The organism is Xanthomonas floridensis, from assembly GCF_001642575.1.
Classification (GTDB): Bacteria; Pseudomonadota; Gammaproteobacteria; order Xanthomonadales; family Xanthomonadaceae; genus Xanthomonas; species Xanthomonas floridensis.
The window spans coordinates 66,360-87,778 of the sequence record NZ_LXNG01000022.1; the positions used below are offsets into that span (position 1 = coordinate 66,360).

Sequence of the window (21,419 nt, forward strand, 5' to 3'; positions counted from 1 at the left end):
GCTGCTGGCGTCCACCTGCGCCAACGATCCGCTGTTGCGCAGCAGTGCGGCGTTGCGCACCACGCTGTCGGTCTGCCTGCATGCACGGCATCCGATGTTGCTGACCTGGGGCGACCACGCGTGCTGTATCTACAACGATGCCTGCATTGCCAGCCTGGGCGCGCGCCATCCGGCTGCGTTCGGCCAGCCACTCAGCGAGCTGACAACGGACGACCTGCCAGGCGTTGCGCCTGGCGGTGTGCAGCGATCGACATGGTCGAGCAGCCCGGTACTGGAAGAGGGCCGGCAGGTCGGCACGCTGTATGTGGCCACCAGGTCTGTAGTCGATAGCGAACTCCCCCGCTCCACCGCTACGGCGCCAGCAGCAGCATCGGCGCTCGACCAGTCGCCGGCATTCATGGCGGTGCTGCGTGGGCCGGACTACGTCATCGAAAGCGTCAACCAACGTTTCCACGATCTTGTCGGCGAGCGACCGTTGCTGGGCCGGGCGCTGCTGGATGCCATGCCGGAAATTGCCGACCAGGGCTATCTCGGCCTGCTCGACGAGGTGCGCCGCAGCGGGAGGCCTTTCATTGGCGAGTCGATGACCGCCTATCTGCAGCGCTCACCCGGCAGCGCGCCGGATGAAACCTTCGTCGACTTCCTCTATCAGCCGATGCGCGACAGCGATGGCCGGATCGATGCGATCCTGGTGCACGGCTTCGATGTCACCGCGCAGCGGCGCAACGAGAGCCGCGACAGCTTCCTGCTGATGCTCGAAGACGCCTTGCAGAATGTCTCGGACCCGCGCCAGATCATCGATACCAGCGTGCGTCTGTTGGGCGAGCATCTACAGGCCAACCGCTGCGCCTTCGGGCTGGCGGCCGCAGACGGCAGCACCATGCATGTCATCAGCGACCATGTGCAGGACATGCCCAGCCTGCAAGGCGACTTTCCGCTGGAAGCGGCGCAGGGCCTGCGCGATGCGCTGCTGGATAATCGCCCGTGGTTCACCACCGATGCGAAGGCGCCTGGTGCGCCGGATTACGTGGCCGAGCAGTACCGCCGCTCGGGCCTGCGCGCATCGCTGGCGATTCCGCTGCACAAGCATGGCCATCTGGTGGCGGCCATCGGCGTGCACCAGCGCGCACCGCGGCGCTGGCTGTCCACCGAGATCGAGCTGGTGCGGCTAGTGGCGGCGCGCTGCTGGGAGTCGATGCAACGCGCCAAGGCGCAACAGCAGTTGGCCGCCAACGAAGCGCGCCTGCGGCGCCTGGCCGATACGCTGCCACAGATCATCTTCATTGCCGGGCCGGATGGCCGGCCACACTATTTCAACAGGCGCTGGTACGAGTACACCGGCCTGGATCCGGCCGACAGCCAGGACGCAACCTGGCATCGGGCCCATACCAGCGCGGGCTTGCAGTTGTCGGGCGAGACCTGGACCACGGCGTTGCAGCGTGAGCACGCCTATGAGATGGAATGCGAGCTGTTGCGCCACGACGGCCAGGCGCGCTGGCACCTGACCCGCGCGCTACCGGTGCGTGGCGAGGATGGCGGCATTACCGAGTGGATCGGCACCTACACCGACATCCACGATCGCCGCATGTTCGAGCACCAGCTGCGCGAGAGCGAAATCCGCTTTCGCGCGCTGTGCGAGACGGTGCCGGCGATGATCTGGATGTCCGATGCGCAAGGCGCCTGCGTGTACTGGAACCCGCGCTGGTACCACTTCACCGGCCAGGGCGAGGATCAGGCGCTGGACCAGGGCTGGTGGGACGTGATGCACCCGGACGATGCCGGGCGCGTACGGTTGTCCTTCGAACAGGCGCTGGAGCGGCGTGGTGAATTCCTGGCCGAATACCGCGTGCGCCGCCACGACGGCCAGTACCGCTGGTGCATCGATACCGCCTCGCCGCATTTCGCCAGCGATGGGCGCTTTCTCGGACATATCGGCTCGCTCACCGATATCTCCGAACGCAAGCACATCGAAGATGCCACCGCTTCCGACCGCGCGATCCTGAGCCTGATCACCACCGGCGCGCCGCTGCCGGTGGTGCTGGACGCGATTGCGCTGAGCGTGGAAGCGCGCGGGGAGATTCCCCTGTACTGCGCGGTGATGGTGCTGGATGAGATTCGCCATACCCTCAGCTTCGGGTCGGCGCCGCATTTTCCAGTGGAATATCACGGCCAGTTCGAGCCGGTGCCGATCACACCGGACGGCCCACCCTGCGCACGCGCCGCGCACATCGGGCGGCAAATCATCTGCACCGACATCCAGGCCGAGCCGAGCTTCAGCCGCCATCATGCGGTGTCGGCGGCGCTGGGCATCGTGGCGTGCTGCGTGACGCCGATCCTCGCCAGCACCGGCCAGGTGCTGGGCACGCTCAACATCTATTACGACCGTCTCCACCTGCCCTCGCTGCGTGAACAGGCGATGGCCCGCTCCGCATCGCATCTGGCCGGGATCGTGATCGAGCGGACCCGCGTCGATGCCAAGCTCAAGCTATCGCTGCAGGCGGAAACCGCCGCGCGTAACCAGGCCGAGCATGCCAGCCGGGTCAAGGATGAATTCCTGGCCACGCTCAGCCACGAATTGCGTACGCCGCTCAATGCCATCCTGGGGTGGTCACGGCTGATGCAGTCGCCGACCTTCGCGCCGGACACGCTGGGCAAGGGCCTGGTGATCATCGAGCGTAGCGCGCGCGCGCAGACGCAGATCATCGACGACCTGCTGGACATGAGCGCAATCCTGTCCGGCAAGATCCGCCTGCAGGCCGAGCACTTCGACATCGCCGGCCTGGCCCGCAGCACGGTGGACCTGATGCAGCCGGCCGCGCTGGCCCGCAACATCGCGCTGGAGCTGGATGCGCCCATCGGCAGCGAGCTCTGGTTCTTCGGCGATGCCGGACGCCTGCAGCAGGTGCTGACCAATCTGCTCAGCAACGCACTCAAGTTCACTGCCCCGGGCGGCACCGTGCGGGTGGGACTGGATGTAGAAGATGGACGCCTGCGGCTCTGTGTGCAGGACACCGGCATCGGTATCGCAGCGGAGTTCCTGCCGCATGTGTTCGACCGGTTCCGGCAGGCCGATGCCGGCACGACGCGCCGCGTTGGCGGACTGGGGCTGGGCCTGTCGATCTCGCGGCAGCTGGTGGACCTGCACGGTGGCAGCCTGGGCGCTTCCAGCGCTGGCGAGGGCCGGGGGTCGCTATTCACCATCGTACTGCCGTTCCAGCATGGCGTCAGCGGCCTGCGCCCACCATCGGCCGACCCGGCTCAGGTGGGCCCGCTCCCGGCCGACTGCCACGGCCGCCTGGACCGCGTGCGCGTGCTGCTGGTCGACGACGATCAGGATTCGCGCGAGGCGGTGATGCAGTTCCTGATACTCGCCGGTGCACAGGTACAGGCTGCCAGCTCGGTGGATGCGGCCGAGCAATGCCTGGCCGAGGCGCCCTTCGACGTGCTGGTCAGCGACATCGCGATGCCGGTGCGCGATGGCTACGACCTGATCCGCACCGTGCGTGCCGGTGGCGGCGAGCTGCCGCGGCATATCCCGGCGATCGCGCTGACGGCCTACGTGCGCGAGGAAGACCGCGATCGCGCGGTGGTGGCAGGCTTCGATGCGCACATGGGCAAACCGGTGGAGCCGCCCGGCTTGGTCGACCTGATCGAACGCCTGGTGGTACCAACGCGCTCCAGGCAGGGGGCGGCGTGAGACCGCCCGGCAGCGACTGCTAAAAAAAGGGAGCAGGAGGAATGCCAACGACCGGCTCGCAGATGCAGAATTTCTTGCAGCAACGCAGGGTCTGACATCCCGGCACGCGTCAATTGCCGCCCGACTGCATTCCTGGCTGCATCTGCACAACGGGGTTTGTGTCGCAGCGTCACCTGCTGGATGCAGTCAAAAGCTCAGGCCGCCGAGAGCGCGGCGCCCTCACCGCTTGCGGGACACGCCGTGAATCCCTCCATGGAGAGATTCACGGCGGCATCCATGCCGCCACAGGGCCCGCGCATGCGACGAGGACAGCGCACCAGCGCGTTGGCTGGTTGCGTGATTGAAAGCCATGCGCAGCGCACATTTCGACTGGTCATTGCCCGCCCACCGTCGCGAAACCCTGGGCGGCATGGATCCCGCACAGGCGCCTACGAGGACGTACTTGTGGCGCGTGCCGCGATGGTGGCCCCGCAGTGACGTTGCACATCAGCCACTCAACACCTGATCTGCAACGTCGCTACCAGTCACTTCAAGCCGGTCGCCACGCAAGGCAGCATGACTCAGCTGCGCTTGGCGCGGGCGAAGGCGGCGGCCAGTGCGTTATCGGCCGGGGGAGCCGTGATGCGCGGCTTGTTGTTACCCTGCGCCGGTCCACGTCCACCCCCACCATCGCGACGGCCCTGCCCCGGCCCGCCATTGCCACGCGTATCGCGCGAGGGCGACGCGCCATCGGCCGCTGGCGGCGTGTCGGACAGGCGGCAGGTCAGTGCGATGCGCTTGCGCGCCACATCCACTTCCAGCACCTTGACCTTGACGATGTCGCCTGCCTTGACCACATCGCGCGGATCCTTGACGAAGGTGTCCGACAGCGCGGAGATGTGCACCAGGCCATCCTGATGCACGCCGATATCGACGAAGGCGCCGAACGCAGCGACGTTGCTGACCACGCCTTCCAGGATCATGCCAGGCTTGAGGTGCTTGATGTCTTCGATGCCCTCGGCGAACTGCGCAGCCTTGAATTCGGGGCGCGGGTCGCGGCCGGGCTTTTCCAGCTCCTTGAGGATGTCGCGCACGGTCGGCACACCGAACTGTTCGTCGGTGAACAGCTCCGCCTTGAGTCCGCGCAGGAAGCTGCCATCGCCCAGCAAGGCCTTGATCGGCTTGCCGGTGTTGGCCACGATGCGCTCGACCACCGGATACGCTTCCGGGTGCACCGCCGAGACATCCAGCGGCTCGTCGCCATCGGCGATGCGCAGGAAGCCGGCGCATTGTTCGAAGGTCTTGTCGCCCAGGCGCGGCACCTTGAGCAAGTCCTTGCGGCGCTTGAACGGACCGTTGTCGTCGCGATGGCGCACGATGTTTTCGGCCACCGTGCTGGACAGCCCGGACACGCGCGACAACAGCGCGGCCGAGGCGGTGTTGACGTACACGCCCACCGCGTTGACGCAGTCTTCCACGCGCGCCTCCAGCGCCTTGGCCAGGCGATACTGGTCCACGTCGTGCTGGTACTGGCCCACGCCGATCGCCTTGGGCTCGATCTTGACCAGTTCGGCCAGCGGGTCCTGCAAGCGCCGCGCGATCGACACCGCGCCGCGCAGCGACACGTCCAGCTCCGGAAATTCCTTGGCGGCGAACTCGGACGCCGAATACACCGACGCGCCCGCTTCGCTGACGACGATCTTCTGCAGCTTGGCGCCTTCGCACAGCGCCATCGCTTCACCGGCCAGCTTGTCGGTCTCGCGGCTGGCAGTGCCGTTGCCGATCGCAATCAGCTCCACGTTGTGCTGCATGCACAACTTCCTGATGGTCTGCAGCGACTGGTCCCACTGCCGCTTGGGCTCATGCGGATAAATCGTCTCGGTGGCCACCAGCTTGCCGGTGGCATCGACCACGGCGATCTTGCAGCCGGTGCGGATGCCCGGGTCCAGCCCCAGCACCACGCGCGGTCCGGCCGGGGCGGCCAGCATCAGGTCCTTGAGGTTGTCGCCGAACACCGCAATCGCCTCCGCCTCGGCCTTCTCGCGCGCCTGATTGAACAGGTCCAGCAGCAGGTGCATGTGCAGCTTGGCGCGCCAGGTCAGCCGGCAGGCGTCCAGCAACCAGCGATCGGCCGGACGGCCGTCGTTGGAAATACCGGCATTGCGCGCCACCCGGCCTTCGGCGTACTGGTGCCCGGCCTCGGCGTCGGTTCCCGGGTCCAGATCCAGATGCAGAAACTCTTCGCGCCGCGCGCGGAACAACGCCAGCAGGCGGTGCGAGGGGATCTTCGCCAGCGATTCGGCATGGTCGAAGTAATCGCGGTACTTGGCACCGGCCTCTTCCTTGCCCTCGGCAACGCGCGCGCGGATGACGCCGTTGTCGTTCAACCAGCTGCGCAGCTCGCCAACCAGTGCGGCGTCTTCGCCCCAGCGCTCCATCAGGATGGCGCGGGCGCCTTCCAGCGCGGCCTTGATATCGGCCACGCCCTTCTCGGCGTCGATGAAGGCGGCCGCAGCCACCTCGGGTGCCTGGGTCGGGTCGGCCAGCAACCCGTCGGCCAGCGGTTCCAGCCCGGCTTCGCGTGCGATCTGCGCACGGGTGCGGCGCTTGGGCTTGTAGGGCAGGTAGAGGTCTTCCAGCCGCGACTTGGTGTCGGCGGCGGCAATCTCGTTGCGCAGTTCGTCGCTGAGCTTGCCCTGTTCGTCGATGCTGGACAGGATGGCCGCGCGGCGGTCTTCCAGCTCGCGCAGATAGGTCAGGCGCGTTTCCAGGTTACGCAACTGCGTATCGTCCAGGCCGCCAGTGACTTCCTTGCGGTAGCGGGCGATGAACGGAACGCTGGCACCTTCGTCCAGCAGGGCAATGGCGGCGCGCGCCTGGGCGGGCTGGGCACCGATCTCATCGGCGATGGTGCGAGCAATCTGCTGGGCAAGCTGGCTATCGTGCATGACGGCGCGGCGTGAACCGCTTCACTGAAAAAAAGCATTTTCGCAGTGCGCGCCCGCAACGGAAACCCGTTGACAGCGGCGTCGTAAACCAGTGCCGCCGCGCTCAGCTGGCGCGGTGGGCGTAATGGCTGGCGGCGCGTTCGACCAGAATGCTCTCGTGCAGCGATTCCAGCGCCATCACCCGCACCTTTCCCATGTCTTTCAGGGGCACCATGCGCTCCACATACACTTCCGGGCCGGCGTCGGTCATCGCACGCGACTTGCTGAATCCGTAAGGCACAACGCCCTTGTCGCCATCTTTGCTGCCACCGACGTACAGGACAATCGACATACCACACCTTCTTTGTTGCAGTTGCTACGTTAGGAACGCGAGCATACCCAGCGCGTCGTGAGGAGCTTTCCACGGACGTTAACGCCGGCTGTTTGCGGTTTAGTGACGGCGCCAACGCCGGCCTTTGTCTCACCGCCGCTTCACCACGCGAGGCTGCTCGCGTCCCTTGCCCCCGTTTCCATCGCCCCCCACCAGGTAGCTACCGCCGGGAGGGCTGAGCCGCTGTGGGCGGCTCAGCACCGCATGCGAGGCCACCACGGCCACCAGCCGTGGCCGTGCAATGCGTAGGCATCGGCTGCCCGCTCCAGCGGGTTGCGCACGTGGATGCCGCCACACAGCAGATAGACCGGCAAAAACAGCGGCCCAAGCAGCATGTATTGATACACGTGGGCGCGCTCGTGATCGCCCAGGCGTACCGGCGGATGCGTGCAGCGGCCGGCCGCTTGCGCGTAGGTAGCGCATTGCAGGTCCAGCGAATCGCCCTTGAGCAGGATCACGTTGCCCAATGTCATCGCCCCACCCGGCCCCCACGGCCAGGCGTCGAAGACGATGGCCAGTTCCTGCCGGGACCAGCGCGGGCGTGCGCCAAAGCAACTTCCAAACGCACCGATCACCAGGCCAAGCGCGGTATTGGGCAGCGTCCACAGCGCACCCAGGGCCAGCAGCGCCGCCGGCCCATGCCGCAACCGGGTCAGTCCGCCTGGTTGGGAATCAGCAGCCACAGGATCAGGTAGACCAGGATGCCGGGAAACGCAGCCGAGGCGATCGACGCGATCACGAACAACACGCGCAACAGCGTGGAGCTCCAACCGAAGCGACGCGCGATACCGCCGACCACGCCGGCGATCATGCGATCGTTGAGGGAACGGGAGAGTGCGGTGATGGCCATGGGCAGGCTCCTCGAAACGTGACGGCCAGTCTAGAAAGCCAAGCGACAGCACACCGTGACGGGCGCCGACGCACTGCAACGCCGGGCAGTGCCTCCCAGATATCAGGCGGCGCCGTCGCGGTCCTGCAGCCAGCGATGGATCGCCACCGGTACCTCGCGCTGCGCACGTCCGGAGACATAGATCCCGATATGGCCGCCGCGAAAACTCAGCTCGCTGTAATCGGCACTGCCCACCAACCCGCGCAGGGCGCGCGAGGCATCCGGCGGAACCAGGTGATCGTGTTCGGCGTAGATATTCAGCACCGGCATGTCGACATCCTGCAGATCGACCGCCTGCCCGCCGATGCGCACCTGCCCGGTGACCAACCCATTGCGCTGGTAGAACAGGGTGACGAATTCGCGGAATGCCTCGCCTGCCAGATCGGGCGAATCGAAGATCCATTTTTCCATGCGCAGGAAATCTTCCAACGCCTGCTTGTCGTCGAGGATGTCGAGCAGGCCGACATACTTCTGCAGGTTGAGCCGGAACGGCTTGAGCATCAGGTAGCTGGCGTTCATCAGGTCCGCCGGCACGTTGCCCATGGTGTCCACGAACAGATCCACATCGACCATGCGCGCCCAGTTGGACAGCATGTTGTCGGGGGTGTGGAAATCCACCGGCGTCACCATGGTGATCAGGTTGCGCACCTTGTGCCGCTGCAGCGCGGCGTAGCACAGCGAGAAGGTGCCGCCCTGGCAGATCCCGAGCACGTCCACCGCGTCCACCCCGGCGTGCTCACGCAAGTGATCCACCGCGCCGTCGATGTAGCGCAGCAGATAGTCTTCCAGGGTCAGATAGCGCTCCGAGCGGTCCGGGTAGCCCCAGTCCAGCACGTAGACATCCTGACCATGGCTCAGCAAGCCCTTGACCAGCGAGCGATCGGCCTGCAGGTCGACCATGTACGGGCGATTGACCAGCGCGTACACGATCAGCAGCGGTGTCCGGGCAACCGGCGCCTGGTCACCGACGAAGCGATACAGCACCACCTTGCCGTCGCGCCAGATTTCCTCGCGCTCGGTGACGCCGTAATCGACATCCTCCACGCCGGGCAGCAGCTTGAGGCCTTCGCGCAACTTGCGCTGCAGCGATAGCGTCTCCTGCATCAGGTCTTCGGCACTGAATCCCAGCGGCCCTTTCATGAGGTGGCTCCACGCGGCTTACCGGAGGCAGGTTTGCCTGTGGCCTTGCCGGCGCCACCCCTGGAGCCCGGCGTGCCCGCTGCAGTGTTTTTGACCGGCTTCGTGGCGGCAGCCGGCTTGCGCGCCGCTCCTGCGGCAGCTGCCGCCTTGCGCCGGGGCGATGCCGCAACCGGCTCGGCGTCGGGCGCGTCAGGCGCCCCCGCCTTGCCCGATGCGCTGGTCGCGCTGCGCAGCATCCGCCGCACCGCCCGCTCCAGTTCGGCGATGCGGCGATGTGCGGCATCCATTTCCGAACGTGTGGGCATGCCGAAGCGTTCGCTGAGCTGCTCCACCTCTTCCTGCAGCGCGGCGCGCAGACGCATATGCGCATTGGCAAAACCGCCGTAGACCTCGCGGAACTGGTCCGACAGCGCGATGTCGGCGTAGGACTCTTCGGCCGCCTCGATCCACAGATCGAACAGGGCGCGTGCGCTGGTCAACTGGCTGCCGCTGCTTTCGTGCTCCCCGAGCTTGCTGGTAAAGCGCCCGAAGGCCTGTTCGATCGCCGCCTTCAGCTGCTCGCCGTAGGCATGCGACTGGGCCTGGAACTCCTGTTGCGCACGCGCCAGCTTCTGCAGGCGCGCCTGGTGATTGCGGTTCAGCCCGAATGCGGGCATGTCCAGCCAGGGCGCGTTTTCCTCGCGCCACTTGCCCAGCGCCTGCGCCGCGTCCTGCAACCAGGGGTCGAAACCGCCCGGGCTGCCGCCGCGCAGCGAGCCCAGCGTCCACTGCATCAGTTGCTCGCCCTGCCCTTGCACGGCACGCCGCCAGGCATCGGAGACTTCAGTGGCCGAGGTGTCGCGCCCGGCGAACTGCGCGGCGACCTGCTGCATGGTGCCGAACCAGTCGCCGGCCTGGGTACGGAAGCGATCGATGGCATCCTGCGCCTGCGGTGCGGCCTGGGTGGGCAACAGCTGCGACCACCAGTCCACCGCCTTGCGCCAGTCCTGCGGGGCATCGCCGCCTGCCGGCGGCGGCGGTTGCGCAGCGGCGCCGGCCTGGCCGTGACGCATGGCATCTCCCCAAGCCGCCCAATATTGGCGCGCCTTGTCCTGAAAGTTGCCATTGTCCGAACCGCTGCTTGCCATCATCCCCTCGTATGTATGTCCACCCGGCCATCCTACCGCGTGTACCGGGCTTTGCCGCTCAGGGTTTGGGGATCCGCAACGTCTTGCTGATCATCAGCGAGCCGGAGACCGCAAACAGCAGCACCAATGGATGGAACTGCCAGGGGCCCACCTGCCACTGCCCCCACCACAGGGTCTCACCGACGCGGCCAGTGCTGGCGGCCACTGCCAGCAGGATCACCAGCACCAGGCTGGTGGGAATCGGCGTACCTTCGAAATACGGCACCTTGTCGGCCTCGCCAGCGATCTCTTCGGCGGTCACGTTGTAGCGCGCCAGCCGGCTCACCCCGCAGCAGACGAAATAGCTGAGCACCAGCCAGTCCCAGCCGCCACGCATGCCACAGGCATAACCGAGCGCAGCCGGCGCGACGCCGAACGAGATCACGTCTGCCAGCGAGTCCAGCTCGCGCCCCAGCGTGGACGAGGCCTTGCGCCAGCGTGCCACGTGCCCGTCCAGCGCATCGAACACGAAGGCCAGCGGAATCAATGCCATGCCCAGTAGCAGGTCGCCGCGGTGGCCTTCCTGCAGGAAGCGCATCGCCGCGAAGACCGCCCCGGTGCCGCAGAAAGCGTTGGCCAGGGTGAACCAGTCCGCGAGTTGGAAATCGCGCAGCATCGAAAAATGGCGTTTCATGCGGAGCCTGAAGAGAGCGAGGCGCAAAGGGTAACGCGCGCTCGTCACGCAGGCGACCGTTGCCCCGCACTCCGCTAGGCTGGCGATCAGCGTGACCGCTCGCGGCCGCGCACGCTCTCTCCCGACTTCCGAGGACACCCGATGCGCAGCATCCTGATCACTGGCGCCGGCAGCGGCATTGGCGCCGGCATCGCCACCCATCTGGCCCGCGACGGCCACCATCTGCTGATCAGCGACATGGACCTGGCCGCCGCCGAACGGATCGCGCAGCAGCTGCGCCAGGCGGGCGGCTCGGCCGAGGCGCTGGCGCTGGACGTGAGCGATGAAGACAGCATTGCGGGAGCACTGGCCAGCGCATCGCGCGCGCCGCAGGTGCTGGTGAACAACGCCGGCCTGCAACAGGTGGCTGCGCTGGAAGAGTTTCCGATGCAGCGCTGGGCCTTGCTGGTGGATGTAATGCTCACCGGCGCCGCACGCCTGAGCCGCGCGGTGTTGCCTGGCATGCGCGCGGCCGGCTACGGGCGCATCGTCAACATCGGCAGCATCCACTCGCTCGTCGCCAGCCCCTACAAGAGCGCCTATGTCGCGGCCAAGCATGGCCTGGTCGGCCTGGCCAAGGTGATCGCACTGGAAACCGCCGACTGCGACATCACCGTCAACACGCTATGCCCCAGCTATGTACGCACGCCGCTGGTGGAGCGCCAGATCGCCGATCAGGCACGCACACGCGGTATCGCCGAAGCGGCGGTGATCCGCGATGTGATGCTCAAGCCGATGCCCAAGGGCGCCTTTATCGAGTACGACGAGCTGGCCGGCACGGTGGCTTTTCTGATGACGCCTGCAGCGCGCAACATCACCGGGCAATCCATTGCCATCGATGGCGGCTGGACTGCCCAATAATCGCACTGGTGAAATTTTCGCCACTCAGATTGACAGCGTTGCAGCGCAAGGGCTGTCATGGGTTGTCCACAGACTTGCGCAGCGTCCATCCACAGGCGGTGTGGAAAACCGTGCGACGCGTCCCAAGCGAATCCCAGCCGCTCGCCGACACGTTGGGGGTGACGATGCGACACGGCATCAGGCTCGCGGCTCGCGCGCAGCGCGCCGGCGGCCACATCTCCCTCAGACGCGCGAATAACTCCAGGACTGCATGCGCCCGTCGCGGTACGGCATCACGCCATGGAACGGCCGCGGGTCGCCGTCGAATACCAGCGGCAGGAAATTGCGGTCGCCCTCCCACATCGGCACCTGGTCCATCTGCGCGATGGAAATCCACTCCAGCGTGCCTTCCGGATTGGACGCCTGCGGGACGCCGTCGAAACTGCGGATCAGGAACACGAACCCCAGCCAATCCTCGCCCTGCTTGCCGAACCCGGGCCAGCTGATGGTGCCGCGCAATTGCATGTCGCCGCACTCCACACCGGCTTCTTCGCGGATCTCGCGGCGCATGCAGGCCAGCACGTCCTCCTCCGGCTCCACCTTGCCTCCGAGCCCGTTGTATTTGCCCAGGTGCTGATCGCCCGGACGCGCATTGCGGTGGATCATCAGCACCTGCGTGCCGTCCGGCGACAGCAGGTAGCCCAGAGTAGCGACAATCGGGGTATAGGGCATGGCACAGGATCTGACACGAAGCGCATCAGTATGACCGATGCCATGGCCTGGACGCAGCGGAAGTCACTACACGCAACGTCACCTTGATCGAACGGCGCCCTGGGCGGCGCTCGGGCGCCATCCTGCCTTGTATCTTCCAGGTCAGTGTCGCGAAGAGCCGACTGCAATTGTTGCGCCCGCTACATCATCCAGATGCAACGCAGCGATCGACCTTAGCCGGCAGCGGCCTGCGCGCCCGGCCTTGGCGGAGCGACAGAGTCGGAATCCAGTCGCAAGGTGGCCACCCCGTGGCCGCGCTCGGCCAGGTAATCCAGCCATTTGCCCAGGAAGGTGTTCATGCGCATACGGTGGCTGATCAGCTCGGCCGGTGGCGGAAACATGCCCATCACGTCCTGCCAGCGACGGCCCACATAGCAATGCGTGGTCTCCGCCTGCCGGGCATCGCGGTACAGGCGCACATACGCCGAGGGGTCCGGCTCGCCGGTGACCGGGTCGCACAGGTCATAGGTCAGCCGCAGCTCGACGGTGTAGCGGTGGCACTCGATGACGTCCAGGCGCAGGTCCAGGCCATCGCCGATCGAGGAGACATACGACCCCGGTGCCAGGTCGCCCGGGGCGAACAGGCGGGTCAGATGCTGGAAGTTCTCTGCATACAGGCCCATCAGCCAGCCGAACCGGCTCAGGCGGGGAATGATGTCGAGTTTGCTCAATGTCTGGGCCATGCACCGATCCTACACGCTGCGCTGCCGCACGGGCAGCATTGACGAGGGCCCGACGACAGGCCTACCTTGGCGGAGCACTGCCCCGCCCGCTTGATCTCGTGGGTTGCCAGCAGGCCGCCCGCCCCATCGCGGCAGCATCCGGATTGCGAACGCGCCGCGTGCTTGCCCAATTCGGAATCCCGCCCCACCACTCCCGGCCTCAAAACATCTCGCGCTGCAGCCCCAGCGTAGAGAGCACCTTGCTGGAGATTTCCTCGATCGAGGTGTTGGTGGTACTGAGCGAGGGGATGCGCTCCATCTGGAACATGCGCTCAGCGATCGCCACCTCGCGCCGACAGGTCTCGGCCGCGCTGTAACGCGAATTGGCGCGACGCTCCTGACGGATCTGCTGCAGACGTTCCGGATCGATGGTCAGGCCGAACAGCTTGCTGCGGTAATTGCGCAGGCGCGGCGGCAGCTGTTCGTTCTCCAGGTCTTCATCGGTCAACGGATAGTTGGCGGCGCGGATGCCGTAATGCAAGGCCAGATAGATGCAGGTCGGCGTCTTGCCGGCGCGCGACACCGCCACCAGGATCACGTCGGCCTCGTCGTAATTGAGCGCGATCCCGTCGTCATGGCTCAGCGCGAAGTTCATCGCATTGATGCGCCGGTGATAGGTTTCGAAATCCACCATGCCGTGCGCACGCCCCACGCGCGAATGCCGTGGTGCATTGAGCTCGCGCTCCAGCGGCTCGATGAAGGGCGCAAACACGTCCAGCATCAGCGCGCCGCTTTCGGCCAGGATCATGCTCAATTGTGGATCCACGCACGAATTGACGACCACCGGGCGCACCTGATACCGCTCGCCGGCGGCGCGCACCCGCATCGCGGCATCGCGCGCTTTTTCTGCATCATCAATGAACGACATGCGGTCGGTGACGAAGTTGAATCCGCTGAACTGGGTGAGCAGGCTATGCCCAATCGTTTCAGCGGTGATACCGGTTCCATCGGAGACGTAAAACACCGGCCGGATTGTTGACATCAAGACCACCTCTTTGAACTGGTGTCCAAAACTTACGGGTTCATGCTTGTGCAGGTTCCGCTGTGCACTGCATCATAGCGGCTTCTTCCTACGGTCGCGGCCATTCAGCCCGCTCGGGCGATGGCCTTACGGAGCATCGCGCTTGAACGAGAATATCCTGTGGTTGCATGAGCTACGCCTGGTCGATCTGGCCCGCGTAGGCGGTAAAAATTCGTCGCTCGGCGAGATGATCGGCAACCTGGCCGGATTGGGCGTTTCGGTTCCCGGTGGATATGCGACCACTGCCGAGGCTTTCAAGGACTTCATTGCCCACAACGACCTGTCCAAGCGCATCTTCGACAAGCTCGAAACGCTGGATGTGGAAGACGTCAATGCGCTCACCGTGGCCGGCAAGGAAATCCGCGGCTGGGTGATCGACGCCCCGCTGCAACCGGAGCTGGACCGCGACATCCGCACGGCCTACGACAAACTGTGCGCCGAGAACGGCGGCGGCGAAGTGGCCGTGGCGGTCCGCTCTTCTGCTACCGCCGAAGATCTGCCGGACGCGTCATTCGCAGGCCAGCAGGAAACCTTCCTCAACGTGACCGGCGCCGACGACGTGGTGCACAAGGTCAAGGAAGTGTTTGCCAGCCTCTACAACGACCGTGCGATTGCCTATCGCGTGCATCACGGCTTCAAACACGAGGACGTGTTCCTGTCGGCCGGCGTACAGTTGATGGTGCGCTCGGGCGTGGGTTCGTCGGGCGTGCTGTTCACGCTGGACACCGAGTCCGGCTTCCGTGATGTGGTGTTCGTGACCTCCAGCTTCGGCCTGGGCGAAATGGTCGTCCAGGGCGCGGTGAATCCGGACGAGTTCTATGTCTACAAGCCCACGCTGACCGCGGGCAAGCCGGCGATCCTGCGCCGCTCGCTCGGCAGCAAGGCGATCCGCATGGTGTACTCGGATGTGCCCGGCGAACGCGTACGCATCGAAGACACCCCGGTGGAACTGCGCAGCACCTTCTCGATCAGCGACGAAGACGTGCAGGAACTGTCCAAGCAGGCGCTGGTGATCGAAAAGCATTACGGCCGCCCGATGGACATCGAGTGGGCCAAGGACGGCGTCAGCGGCAAGTTGTTCATCGTGCAGGCACGCCCGGAGACGGTGAAGTCGCGCAGCCACGCCACCCAGATCGAGCGCTTCTCGCTGGAGGCCAAGGACGCCAAGATCCTGGTCGAAGGCCGTGCGGTTGGCGCCAAGATCGGCAGCGGCGTGGCACGCGTGGTGCGCTCGCTGGACGACATGAACCGCGTGCAGGCCGGCGACGTGCTGATCGCCGACATGACCGACCCCGATTGGGAGCCGGTGATGAAGCGCGCCTCGGCCATCGTCACCAACCGTGGCGGCCGCACCTGCCACGCGGCGATCATCGCGCGCGAGCTGGGCGTGCCGGCTGTGGTCGGTTCGGGCAATGCCACCGATGTGATCAGCGATGGCCAGGAAGTGACGGTGAGCTGCGCCGAAGGCGATACCGGCTTCATCTACGACGGCCTGCTGCCGTTCGAGCGCACCACCACCGACCTGGGCAATATGCCGCCTGCCCCGCTCAAGATCATGATGAATGTGGCCAACCCGGAACGCGCCTTCGACTTCGGCCAGCTGCCCAATGCCGGTATCGGCCTGGCGCGCCTGGAGATGATCATCGCCGCGCATATCGGCATCCACCCGAACGCGCTGCTGGAATACGATAAGCAGGACGCCGACGTCCGCAAGAAGATCGACGCCAAGATCGCCGGTTATGGCGATCCGGTGAGTTTCTACGTCAACCGCCTGGCCGAAGGCATCGCCACGCTGACCGCCTCGGTGGCACCCAATACGGTGATCGTGCGGTTGTCGGACTTCAAGTCCAACGAGTACGCCAACCTGATCGGCGGCTCGCGTTACGAGCCGCATGAAGAGAACCCGATGATCGGCTTCCGTGGCGCCAGCCGCTATGTCGATCCGTCCTTTACCAAGGCGTTCGCGCTGGAGTGCAAGGCGGTGCTGAAGGTGCGTAACGAGATGGGCCTGGACAACCTCTGGGTGATGATCCCGTTCGTGCGCACGCTGGAGGAAGGCCGCAAGGTGATCGAGGTGCTGGAGCAGAACGGGCTCAAGCAAGGCGAGAACGGATTGAAGATCATCATGATGTGCGAGCTGCCGTCCAACGCGCTGCTGGCCGACGAATTCCTGGACATCTTCGACGGCTTCTCGATTGGCTCCAACGATCTGACCCAGCTGACCTTGGGCCTGGACCGCGATTCGTCGATCGTGGCGCACCTGTTCGATGAGCGGAACCCGGCGGTGAAGAAGCTGCTGTCGATGGCGATCAAGTCGGCGCGCGCCAAGGGCAAGTACGTGGGCATCTGCGGGCAGGGCCCGTCGGATCATCCGGAACTGGCCGAGTGGTTGATGCAGGAAGGGATCGAGTCGGTGTCGCTGAATCCTGACACCGTGGTCGATACCTGGCTGCGTCTGGCCAAGCTGAAGAGCGAGAGCTGATGGGAGTGCTGGATGTAGTGATGGCGGCCGCTGCGGGAGCAGCGGCTGCCAATACCAAGACCGTCGTGGTCGCGCCGAAGGCGCCCACTGGCTGGGACAAGGTTGACTGGGCGCAAATCCTGCTGAACTGGGGCGTTGCGCTTGTCATCCTGGTGGTAGGCATGTGGCTGGCCAAGCAGCTGAGTCAGTGGCTGCATCGCGCACTGACGCGGGCCCGTGTCGAAATCACGCTGACCAACTTCCTGCGCAATGTAGTGTATGCGTTGCTGCTGGTGCTGGTCTTCGTCAGCGCGCTCAGCAAGATCGGCGTTCCGCCGACGTCGTTGATCGCAGTTCTGGGTGCGGCAGGCCTGGCGGTTGGCCTGGCGTTGAAGGACTCGCTGTCCAACATCGCCGCCGGGGTCATGCTGATCGTGTTGCGGCCGATGCGCGATGGCGACCATGTGGTCATTGCCGGACAGGAAGGCGTTGTCGACGAGATCCGGATCTTCCAGACCCGGCTGCGTGCCTTCGACGAACGCATGATCACCCTGCCCAACAGCACCATCACCACTGCCCCCATCATCAACTACAGCACCCTGCCCAACCGCAGGCTGGAAGTGACGGTGGGCGTGGGCTATGGCGATGACCTGAAGAAAGCCCAGCAGCTGTTGCTGCAGATCGCCAAGGACAACCCCAATATCCTGGACTCGCCCGCACCGTTCGTGCAGGTGACCAACCTGGGCGAGAGCACGGTCGATCTGATGTTGTTTGCCTATTCCACCAACGGCAACTTCGGCGCGGCCAAGAGCAGCACGCTGGAGCAGATCCGCAATCAGCTGCTGGAGAACGGGCTCAATATTCCGTATCCGCAGCGCGATCTGCACGTGTATCACCACGATGCCGACGGCAAACCGATCTCCGATCTGCTGCTCAAGGGCATCGCCGACGATGGCGACCTGAGCAAGGGACCGTCGCTGGCGCGCTGATGCATTTTATGGCGTGATGGAAAGTAAAAGGCCGCATCGAACGATGCGGCCTTTTTTTTTGATGCTTTTGTTGGATGCGTTGTCACCGAGTGGCCGTTAGCCTGTGCGATCGGCGGAGAACATTGCCTGGCGCACGCCTGCGCGCCGTTGCAATTGGACACAGGCGATGCGCCCACAGCGTGCAACGACGCCGTGGACAGCGCTCAGGCCTGCACGTCGGCCTGGGTATCGCCACCCAGTGCACCCATGAACTGACGATAGTGGCGCAGCTCGGCAATGGAGTCGCGCACATCGCTCAGCGCGGTGTGCGCCGAACTCTTGGCAAATCCATTGGCCACGGTCGGCGCCCAACGCCGCGCCAGTTCCTTGATGGTGGACACGTCCAGGTTGCGGTAATGGAAGTAACGCTCCAGGCGCGACATCTGGCGATGCAGGAAGCGGCGGTCCTGGCAGATCGAGTTGCCGCACATCGGCGAGGCGCCGGCGCGGATCCATTCGCTCAAGAACGCCACGGTCTGCGCCTCGGCCTGTGCGTGGGTGACCTGACTGTCCAGCACGCGCTGCCACAGGCCCGAACGGCGATGCTGGTTGCGGTTCCACTCGTCCATCGCTTCCAGCGTTTCCAGCGGATGGGCGATGGCCAGTTCCGGCCCTTCGGCAAGCACATTCAACTGCGCATCGGTCACGATGGTGGCGATCTCGATGATCGAATCCTGGTCGGTGTCCAGGCCGGTCATTTCCAGATCGATCCAGATCAGTCGGTCGTTGCCTGCGAGGGTGTCTGCCATATCGCCGTCCTGTGGATGGCCGTCGCCGGCCGGATGCTGGAAAGGGCGCGCATCATACCGCGCCCATGTGGCTCACGGCAGCAGCGGCGGCTTGCCGCGCTTTGCCCGAAAGTAATTGGTCAGCCGCAGGCTCGCCTCGGCCGCAAGGACCCCACCGGTCACCTGCACGCGGTGGTTGTGGCGCGGGTCGGCCAGCAGGTCGAACACGCTGCCGCAGGCCCCGGTCTTCGGGTCGCTGGCGGCAAACACCACCCGCGCGATACGCGCATGGATCATCGCCATGGCGCACATCGCGCACGGCTCCAGGGTGACGTACAGCGTGCAGCCGAGCAGGCGGTGATTGGCCAGCCGGCGCCCGGCTTCGCGCATCGCCACGATCTCGGCGTGCGCGCTGGGGTCGTGGCTGGCGATGTTGAAGTTCCAGCCCTCGCCCAGCACCTGGCCCTGCGCATCGATCAGTACCGCGCCGACCGGGATCTCGTCATAGTCGCGCTCGGCGCGTGCAGCCAGCTGCAGGGCGTGCCGCATCCACTGCCGGTCCAGCAGCAGCTGTGGGGCGTCGTCGATGCTGCAATCGGGCAGCACGCTCACGCCGCGCTGCCGCCCTGGCGATCCAGGAACGCGGCGAAGGCGGCCACCGTGGCCTCGCTGACATGGTGTTCGATGCCTTCGGCATCGCGACGCGCGGTGGCTTCGTCGATGCCGAGCGCCAGCAGAAAGCGCTCGACGATCTGGTGGCGCTGGCGGCTGGAGGCGGCCAGCGCCTCGCCGGCCGGGGTCAGGAACACGCCGCGATACGGGCGTTGCACCACCCAGCCATCCCGTACCAGCCGCTTGAGCATCTTGGCCACCGTGGGCTGGGCCACCCCCAGACGCGCGGCGATGTCGACCTGGCGTGCCTCGCCGCCGTCGACCAGCAGATCGGAGATCAACTCCACGTAGTCCTCGACCAGCTCGGCACGGCGCGCTTCGCGCACCTGGCGGAAGCTTTCCATATGCACCTGCGCATCGATCAGGGACGGCGTGGCCGCCTCCAGCTTTTCGCTCTTGCCCACCCTTGCCCTCGTGATTGCGTCCGGAATTGGTGCCGGGATGCGTAGTGTGAGGCACGCGAACGATCAATACGATTGAATTTGCCAATGCTCAATAGCATAGCAAGTGCTATATCATGCGACCAACCCGCCGTCTCTGTCCCCGCATGTCCGCCGACAAGCTCGCTCCTGCTCCTTCGCCAGCCCCTCTGACCGGCGGCCTTGGCGACCACCACGCCAGCATCGCCGTGCCGGGCAAGGGCCACTGGTGGTTCCGCCTGCTGGCGTTTCTGGGCCCGGGCTACATGGTGTCGGTGGGCTACATGGATCCGGGTAACTGGGCCACCGACCTGGCGGGTGGTTCGCAGTTCGGCTACCTGCTGCTATCGGTGATCCTGCTCTCCAACCTGATGGCGATCGTGCTGCAGAGCTTGTCGGCGCGGCTGGGCATCGCCACCGGGCTGGACCTGGCGCAGGCCTGCCGGGCGCGCTACCCGCGTGCGGTGAACCTGGCGCTGTGGGGGCTGTGCGAGCTGGCGATCATCGCCTGCGACCTGGCCGAGGTGATCGGCACCGCAATCGCGCTGAAACTGTTGTTCGGCTTTCCGCTGACGCTGGGCGCGATCATCACCGCGGTGGATGTGGTGCTGGTGCTGCTGCTGATGAACCGTGGCTTCCGCGCCCTGGAAGCGTTCGTGATGGCCTTGCTGCTGATCATCTTCGTGTGCTTCGGCATCCAGATCGCGCTGGCCGCACCGCCGATCGCAGCGGTGCTGGGCGGCTTCATCCCACGCGCGCAGGTGGTGACCGACCCGCAGGCGCTGTATCTGGCAATCGGCATCATCGGCGCAACGGTGATGCCGCATAACCTGTATCTGCACTCGTCGATCGTGCAGACGCGTGCCTACCCGCGCACGGACACGGGGCGCCGCTCGGCCTTGCGCTGGGCGGTCACCGACAGCACGGTGGCGCTGATGTTCGCGTTGTTCATCAATGCCTCCATCCTGATCCTGGCGGCGGCGGTGTTCCATGCGCAGGGGCGCACCGACGTGCAGGAGATCGAGCAGGCGCATGCCCTGCTCGCACCGATGCTGGGCGTGGGCCTGGCCTCGACCTTGTTCGCGGTCGCCCTGCTCGCCTCCGGCGTCAATTCCACTGTGACCGCGACACTGGCCGGGCAGATCGTGATGGAAGGCTTCCTGCAATTGCGATTGGCGCCGTGGCTGCGCCGCCTGCTCACCCGCGGCATCGCCATCGTGCCAGTGGTGGTGGTCACCTGGCTGTATGGCGAAGCCGGCACGGCGCGGCTATTGGTGCTGAGCCAGGTGGTGTTGTCGATGCAGTTGCCGTTTGCGGTGATCCCGCTGGTACGCTTCGTATCCGACCGGCAACTGATGGGCGCGCTGGTGGCGCCGGCCTGGTTGGTACGCACCGCCTGGGTGATTGCGCTGGTGATCGTGGCGTTGAACGTCAAGCTGCTGTGGGACACCGCGCTGCACTGAGAGCGCTAACAGAATGTAGCGAGTCGTCAGGTGGGCGCGACGGTGCGCAGGAACCTACGTAGACGAGTGGTATATGCCGCACCGAGCAACGGCCGCGCCCGCCTGGCAACTGCGCAGTGATTTCGTTGGCCGCTCCAGGCGTTGCCTGTGATGCTTTACGCCGCACGATGCAGATGCCGGCGATCGATGGCATCTAGCTGTGTAAACCCACCACGTTGTTCATTGGAATTGGAATTCGGGAGATGGGGGGTTTGTAGCCGAGGCTGGCGTGTGGCCGATGCCAGTTGTAGTGATGCAGCCAGCCCTGGAAGGCGTTGGCGCGTTGCGTGGAGTCGGTATAGGAGCGCGCATAGGCCCATTCTCGCAGGCTGGTCTGCACCAGCCGTTCGGCCTTGCCATTGGTGCGCGGCGTGTAGGGTCGGGTTCGCAGAT

The 21,419-nt window shown here is 65.5% G+C and carries 18 protein-coding genes, 1 other RNA gene and 2 pseudogenes; 6 read left to right on the forward strand and 15 right to left on the reverse strand.

Features of this window, described 5'->3' with window-relative positions:
- Positions 1-94 precede the first annotated feature (94 nt).
- Together A7D17_RS25255 and A7D17_RS13505 are read left to right on the forward strand one after the other, a co-directional pair.
- Positions 95-712: pseudogene (locus A7D17_RS25255) on the forward strand (PAS domain-containing protein); the annotation flags it as partial.
- A pseudogene (locus A7D17_RS13505) lies at positions 707-3,697 on the forward strand (PAS domain S-box protein); the annotation flags it as partial. The pseudogenes A7D17_RS25255 and A7D17_RS13505, both read left to right, overlap by 6 nt.
- Positions 3,698-4,257: 560 nt before the next feature.
- On the opposite strand, the gene A7D17_RS13510 reads toward A7D17_RS13505, so the two are convergent.
- The 7 genes from A7D17_RS13510 to A7D17_RS13540 all read right to left on the reverse strand — a co-directional run bounded on the left by A7D17_RS13510 (position 4,258) and on the right by A7D17_RS13540 (position 10,823).
- Positions 4,258-6,624, reverse strand: coding sequence for a Tex family protein (locus A7D17_RS13510; protein ID WP_064509561.1), 2,367 nt, complete (start codon positions 6,622-6,624; stop codon positions 4,258-4,260).
- A gap of 103 nt (positions 6,625-6,727) precedes the next feature.
- Positions 6,728-6,955, reverse strand: coding sequence for a hypothetical protein (locus tag A7D17_RS13515; protein WP_029219973.1), 228 nt, complete (start codon positions 6,953-6,955; stop codon positions 6,728-6,730).
- Between the two features lie 233 nt (positions 6,956-7,188).
- Positions 7,189-7,677, reverse strand: a complete 489-nt coding sequence (locus tag A7D17_RS13520; protein WP_064509562.1) for a hypothetical protein — start codon at positions 7,675-7,677, stop codon at positions 7,189-7,191.
- Positions 7,647-7,844 (reverse strand): PspC domain-containing protein, encoded by a 198-nt coding sequence (locus tag A7D17_RS13525; RefSeq protein WP_064509563.1) that lies wholly within the window; start codon positions 7,842-7,844, stop codon positions 7,647-7,649. Before A7D17_RS13525 ends, A7D17_RS13520 begins: the two co-directional genes overlap by 31 nt.
- Positions 7,845-7,946: 102 nt before the next feature.
- Positions 7,947-9,023 carry a class III poly(R)-hydroxyalkanoic acid synthase subunit PhaC gene (locus A7D17_RS13530; protein WP_064509564.1) on the reverse strand — a complete coding sequence of 359 codons (1,077 nt, stop codon included), beginning with the start codon at positions 9,021-9,023 and terminating at the stop codon, positions 7,947-7,949.
- A complete protein-coding gene (gene phaE, locus A7D17_RS13535; protein WP_064509565.1) occupies positions 9,020-10,153 on the reverse strand; it encodes a class III poly(R)-hydroxyalkanoic acid synthase subunit PhaE in 1,134 nt (377 codons plus the stop codon). Before phaE ends, A7D17_RS13530 begins: the two co-directional genes overlap by 4 nt.
- Before the next feature lie 55 nt (positions 10,154-10,208).
- The gene (locus A7D17_RS13540) at positions 10,209-10,823 is read right to left on the reverse strand and encodes a CDP-alcohol phosphatidyltransferase family protein (protein ID WP_064509566.1); all 615 of its coding nucleotides are present in this window, start codon (positions 10,821-10,823) and stop codon (positions 10,209-10,211) included.
- A 141-nt stretch (positions 10,824-10,964) separates the two neighbouring features.
- On the opposite strand from A7D17_RS13540, the gene A7D17_RS13545 reads away from it, so the two are divergent.
- Complete coding sequence (locus tag A7D17_RS13545; protein ID WP_064509567.1) at positions 10,965-11,723, forward strand: 3-hydroxybutyrate dehydrogenase; 759 nt, start codon at positions 10,965-10,967, stop codon at positions 11,721-11,723.
- Between the two features lie 222 nt (positions 11,724-11,945).
- Here A7D17_RS13545 and A7D17_RS13550 read toward each other — a convergent pair whose 3' ends face one another.
- The 3 genes from A7D17_RS13550 to ppsR all read right to left on the reverse strand — a co-directional run bounded on the left by A7D17_RS13550 (position 11,946) and on the right by ppsR (position 14,177).
- The gene (locus A7D17_RS13550) at positions 11,946-12,434 is read right to left on the reverse strand and encodes an NUDIX hydrolase (protein WP_064509568.1); all 489 of its coding nucleotides are present in this window, start codon (positions 12,432-12,434) and stop codon (positions 11,946-11,948) included.
- A gap of 212 nt (positions 12,435-12,646) precedes the next feature.
- On the reverse strand, positions 12,647-13,156 hold the full coding sequence (locus tag A7D17_RS13555; protein ID WP_064509569.1) for a DUF1249 domain-containing protein: 510 nt from the start codon (positions 13,154-13,156) through the stop codon (positions 12,647-12,649).
- Positions 13,157-13,355: 199 nt separating this feature from the next.
- Entirely contained in the window at positions 13,356-14,177 is an 822-nt protein-coding gene (gene ppsR / locus A7D17_RS13560) for a posphoenolpyruvate synthetase regulatory kinase/phosphorylase PpsR (protein WP_010373220.1), read from the reverse strand.
- A 142-nt stretch (positions 14,178-14,319) separates the two neighbouring features.
- On the opposite strand from ppsR, the gene ppsA reads away from it, so the two are divergent.
- The gene (ppsA, locus tag A7D17_RS13565; protein WP_064509570.1) at positions 14,320-16,698 is read left to right on the forward strand and encodes a phosphoenolpyruvate synthase; all 2,379 of its coding nucleotides are present in this window, start codon (positions 14,320-14,322) and stop codon (positions 16,696-16,698) included.
- The gene (locus tag A7D17_RS13570) at positions 16,698-17,666 is read left to right on the forward strand and encodes a mechanosensitive ion channel family protein (RefSeq protein WP_064509571.1); all 969 of its coding nucleotides are present in this window, start codon (positions 16,698-16,700) and stop codon (positions 17,664-17,666) included. Before ppsA ends, A7D17_RS13570 begins: the two co-directional genes overlap by 1 nt.
- Before the next feature lie 203 nt (positions 17,667-17,869).
- On the opposite strand, the gene orn is transcribed toward A7D17_RS13570, so the two are convergent.
- The 3 genes from orn to mntR form a co-directional block, all read right to left on the reverse strand.
- Complete coding sequence (orn, locus tag A7D17_RS13575) at positions 17,870-18,454, reverse strand: oligoribonuclease (RefSeq protein ID WP_064509572.1); 585 nt, start codon at positions 18,452-18,454, stop codon at positions 17,870-17,872.
- Between the two features lie 72 nt (positions 18,455-18,526).
- Entirely contained in the window at positions 18,527-18,982 is a 456-nt protein-coding gene (gene tadA, locus A7D17_RS13580) for a tRNA adenosine(34) deaminase TadA (protein WP_064509575.1), read from the reverse strand.
- 59 nt (positions 18,983-19,041) lie between these two features.
- Positions 19,042-19,509, reverse strand: coding sequence for a manganese-binding transcriptional regulator MntR (gene mntR, locus A7D17_RS13585; RefSeq protein ID WP_029219987.1), 468 nt, complete (start codon positions 19,507-19,509; stop codon positions 19,042-19,044).
- 143 nt (positions 19,510-19,652) lie between these two features.
- Here mntR and A7D17_RS13590 point away from each other — a divergent pair, with 143 nt between their 5' ends.
- Positions 19,653-20,987 (forward strand): Nramp family divalent metal transporter, encoded by a 1,335-nt coding sequence (locus A7D17_RS13590; RefSeq protein WP_064509573.1) that lies wholly within the window; start codon positions 19,653-19,655, stop codon positions 20,985-20,987.
- A gap of 3 nt (positions 20,988-20,990) precedes the next feature.
- Here the strand turns inward: A7D17_RS13590 and A7D17_RS13595 are convergent.
- Positions 20,991-21,062: non-coding RNA, sX9 sRNA (locus A7D17_RS13595), on the reverse strand.
- Between the two features lie 118 nt (positions 21,063-21,180).
- Positions 21,181-21,419 (reverse strand): integrase core domain-containing protein (locus A7D17_RS13600; protein ID WP_153041946.1); only part of this gene is annotated, 239 nt, incomplete at its 5' end.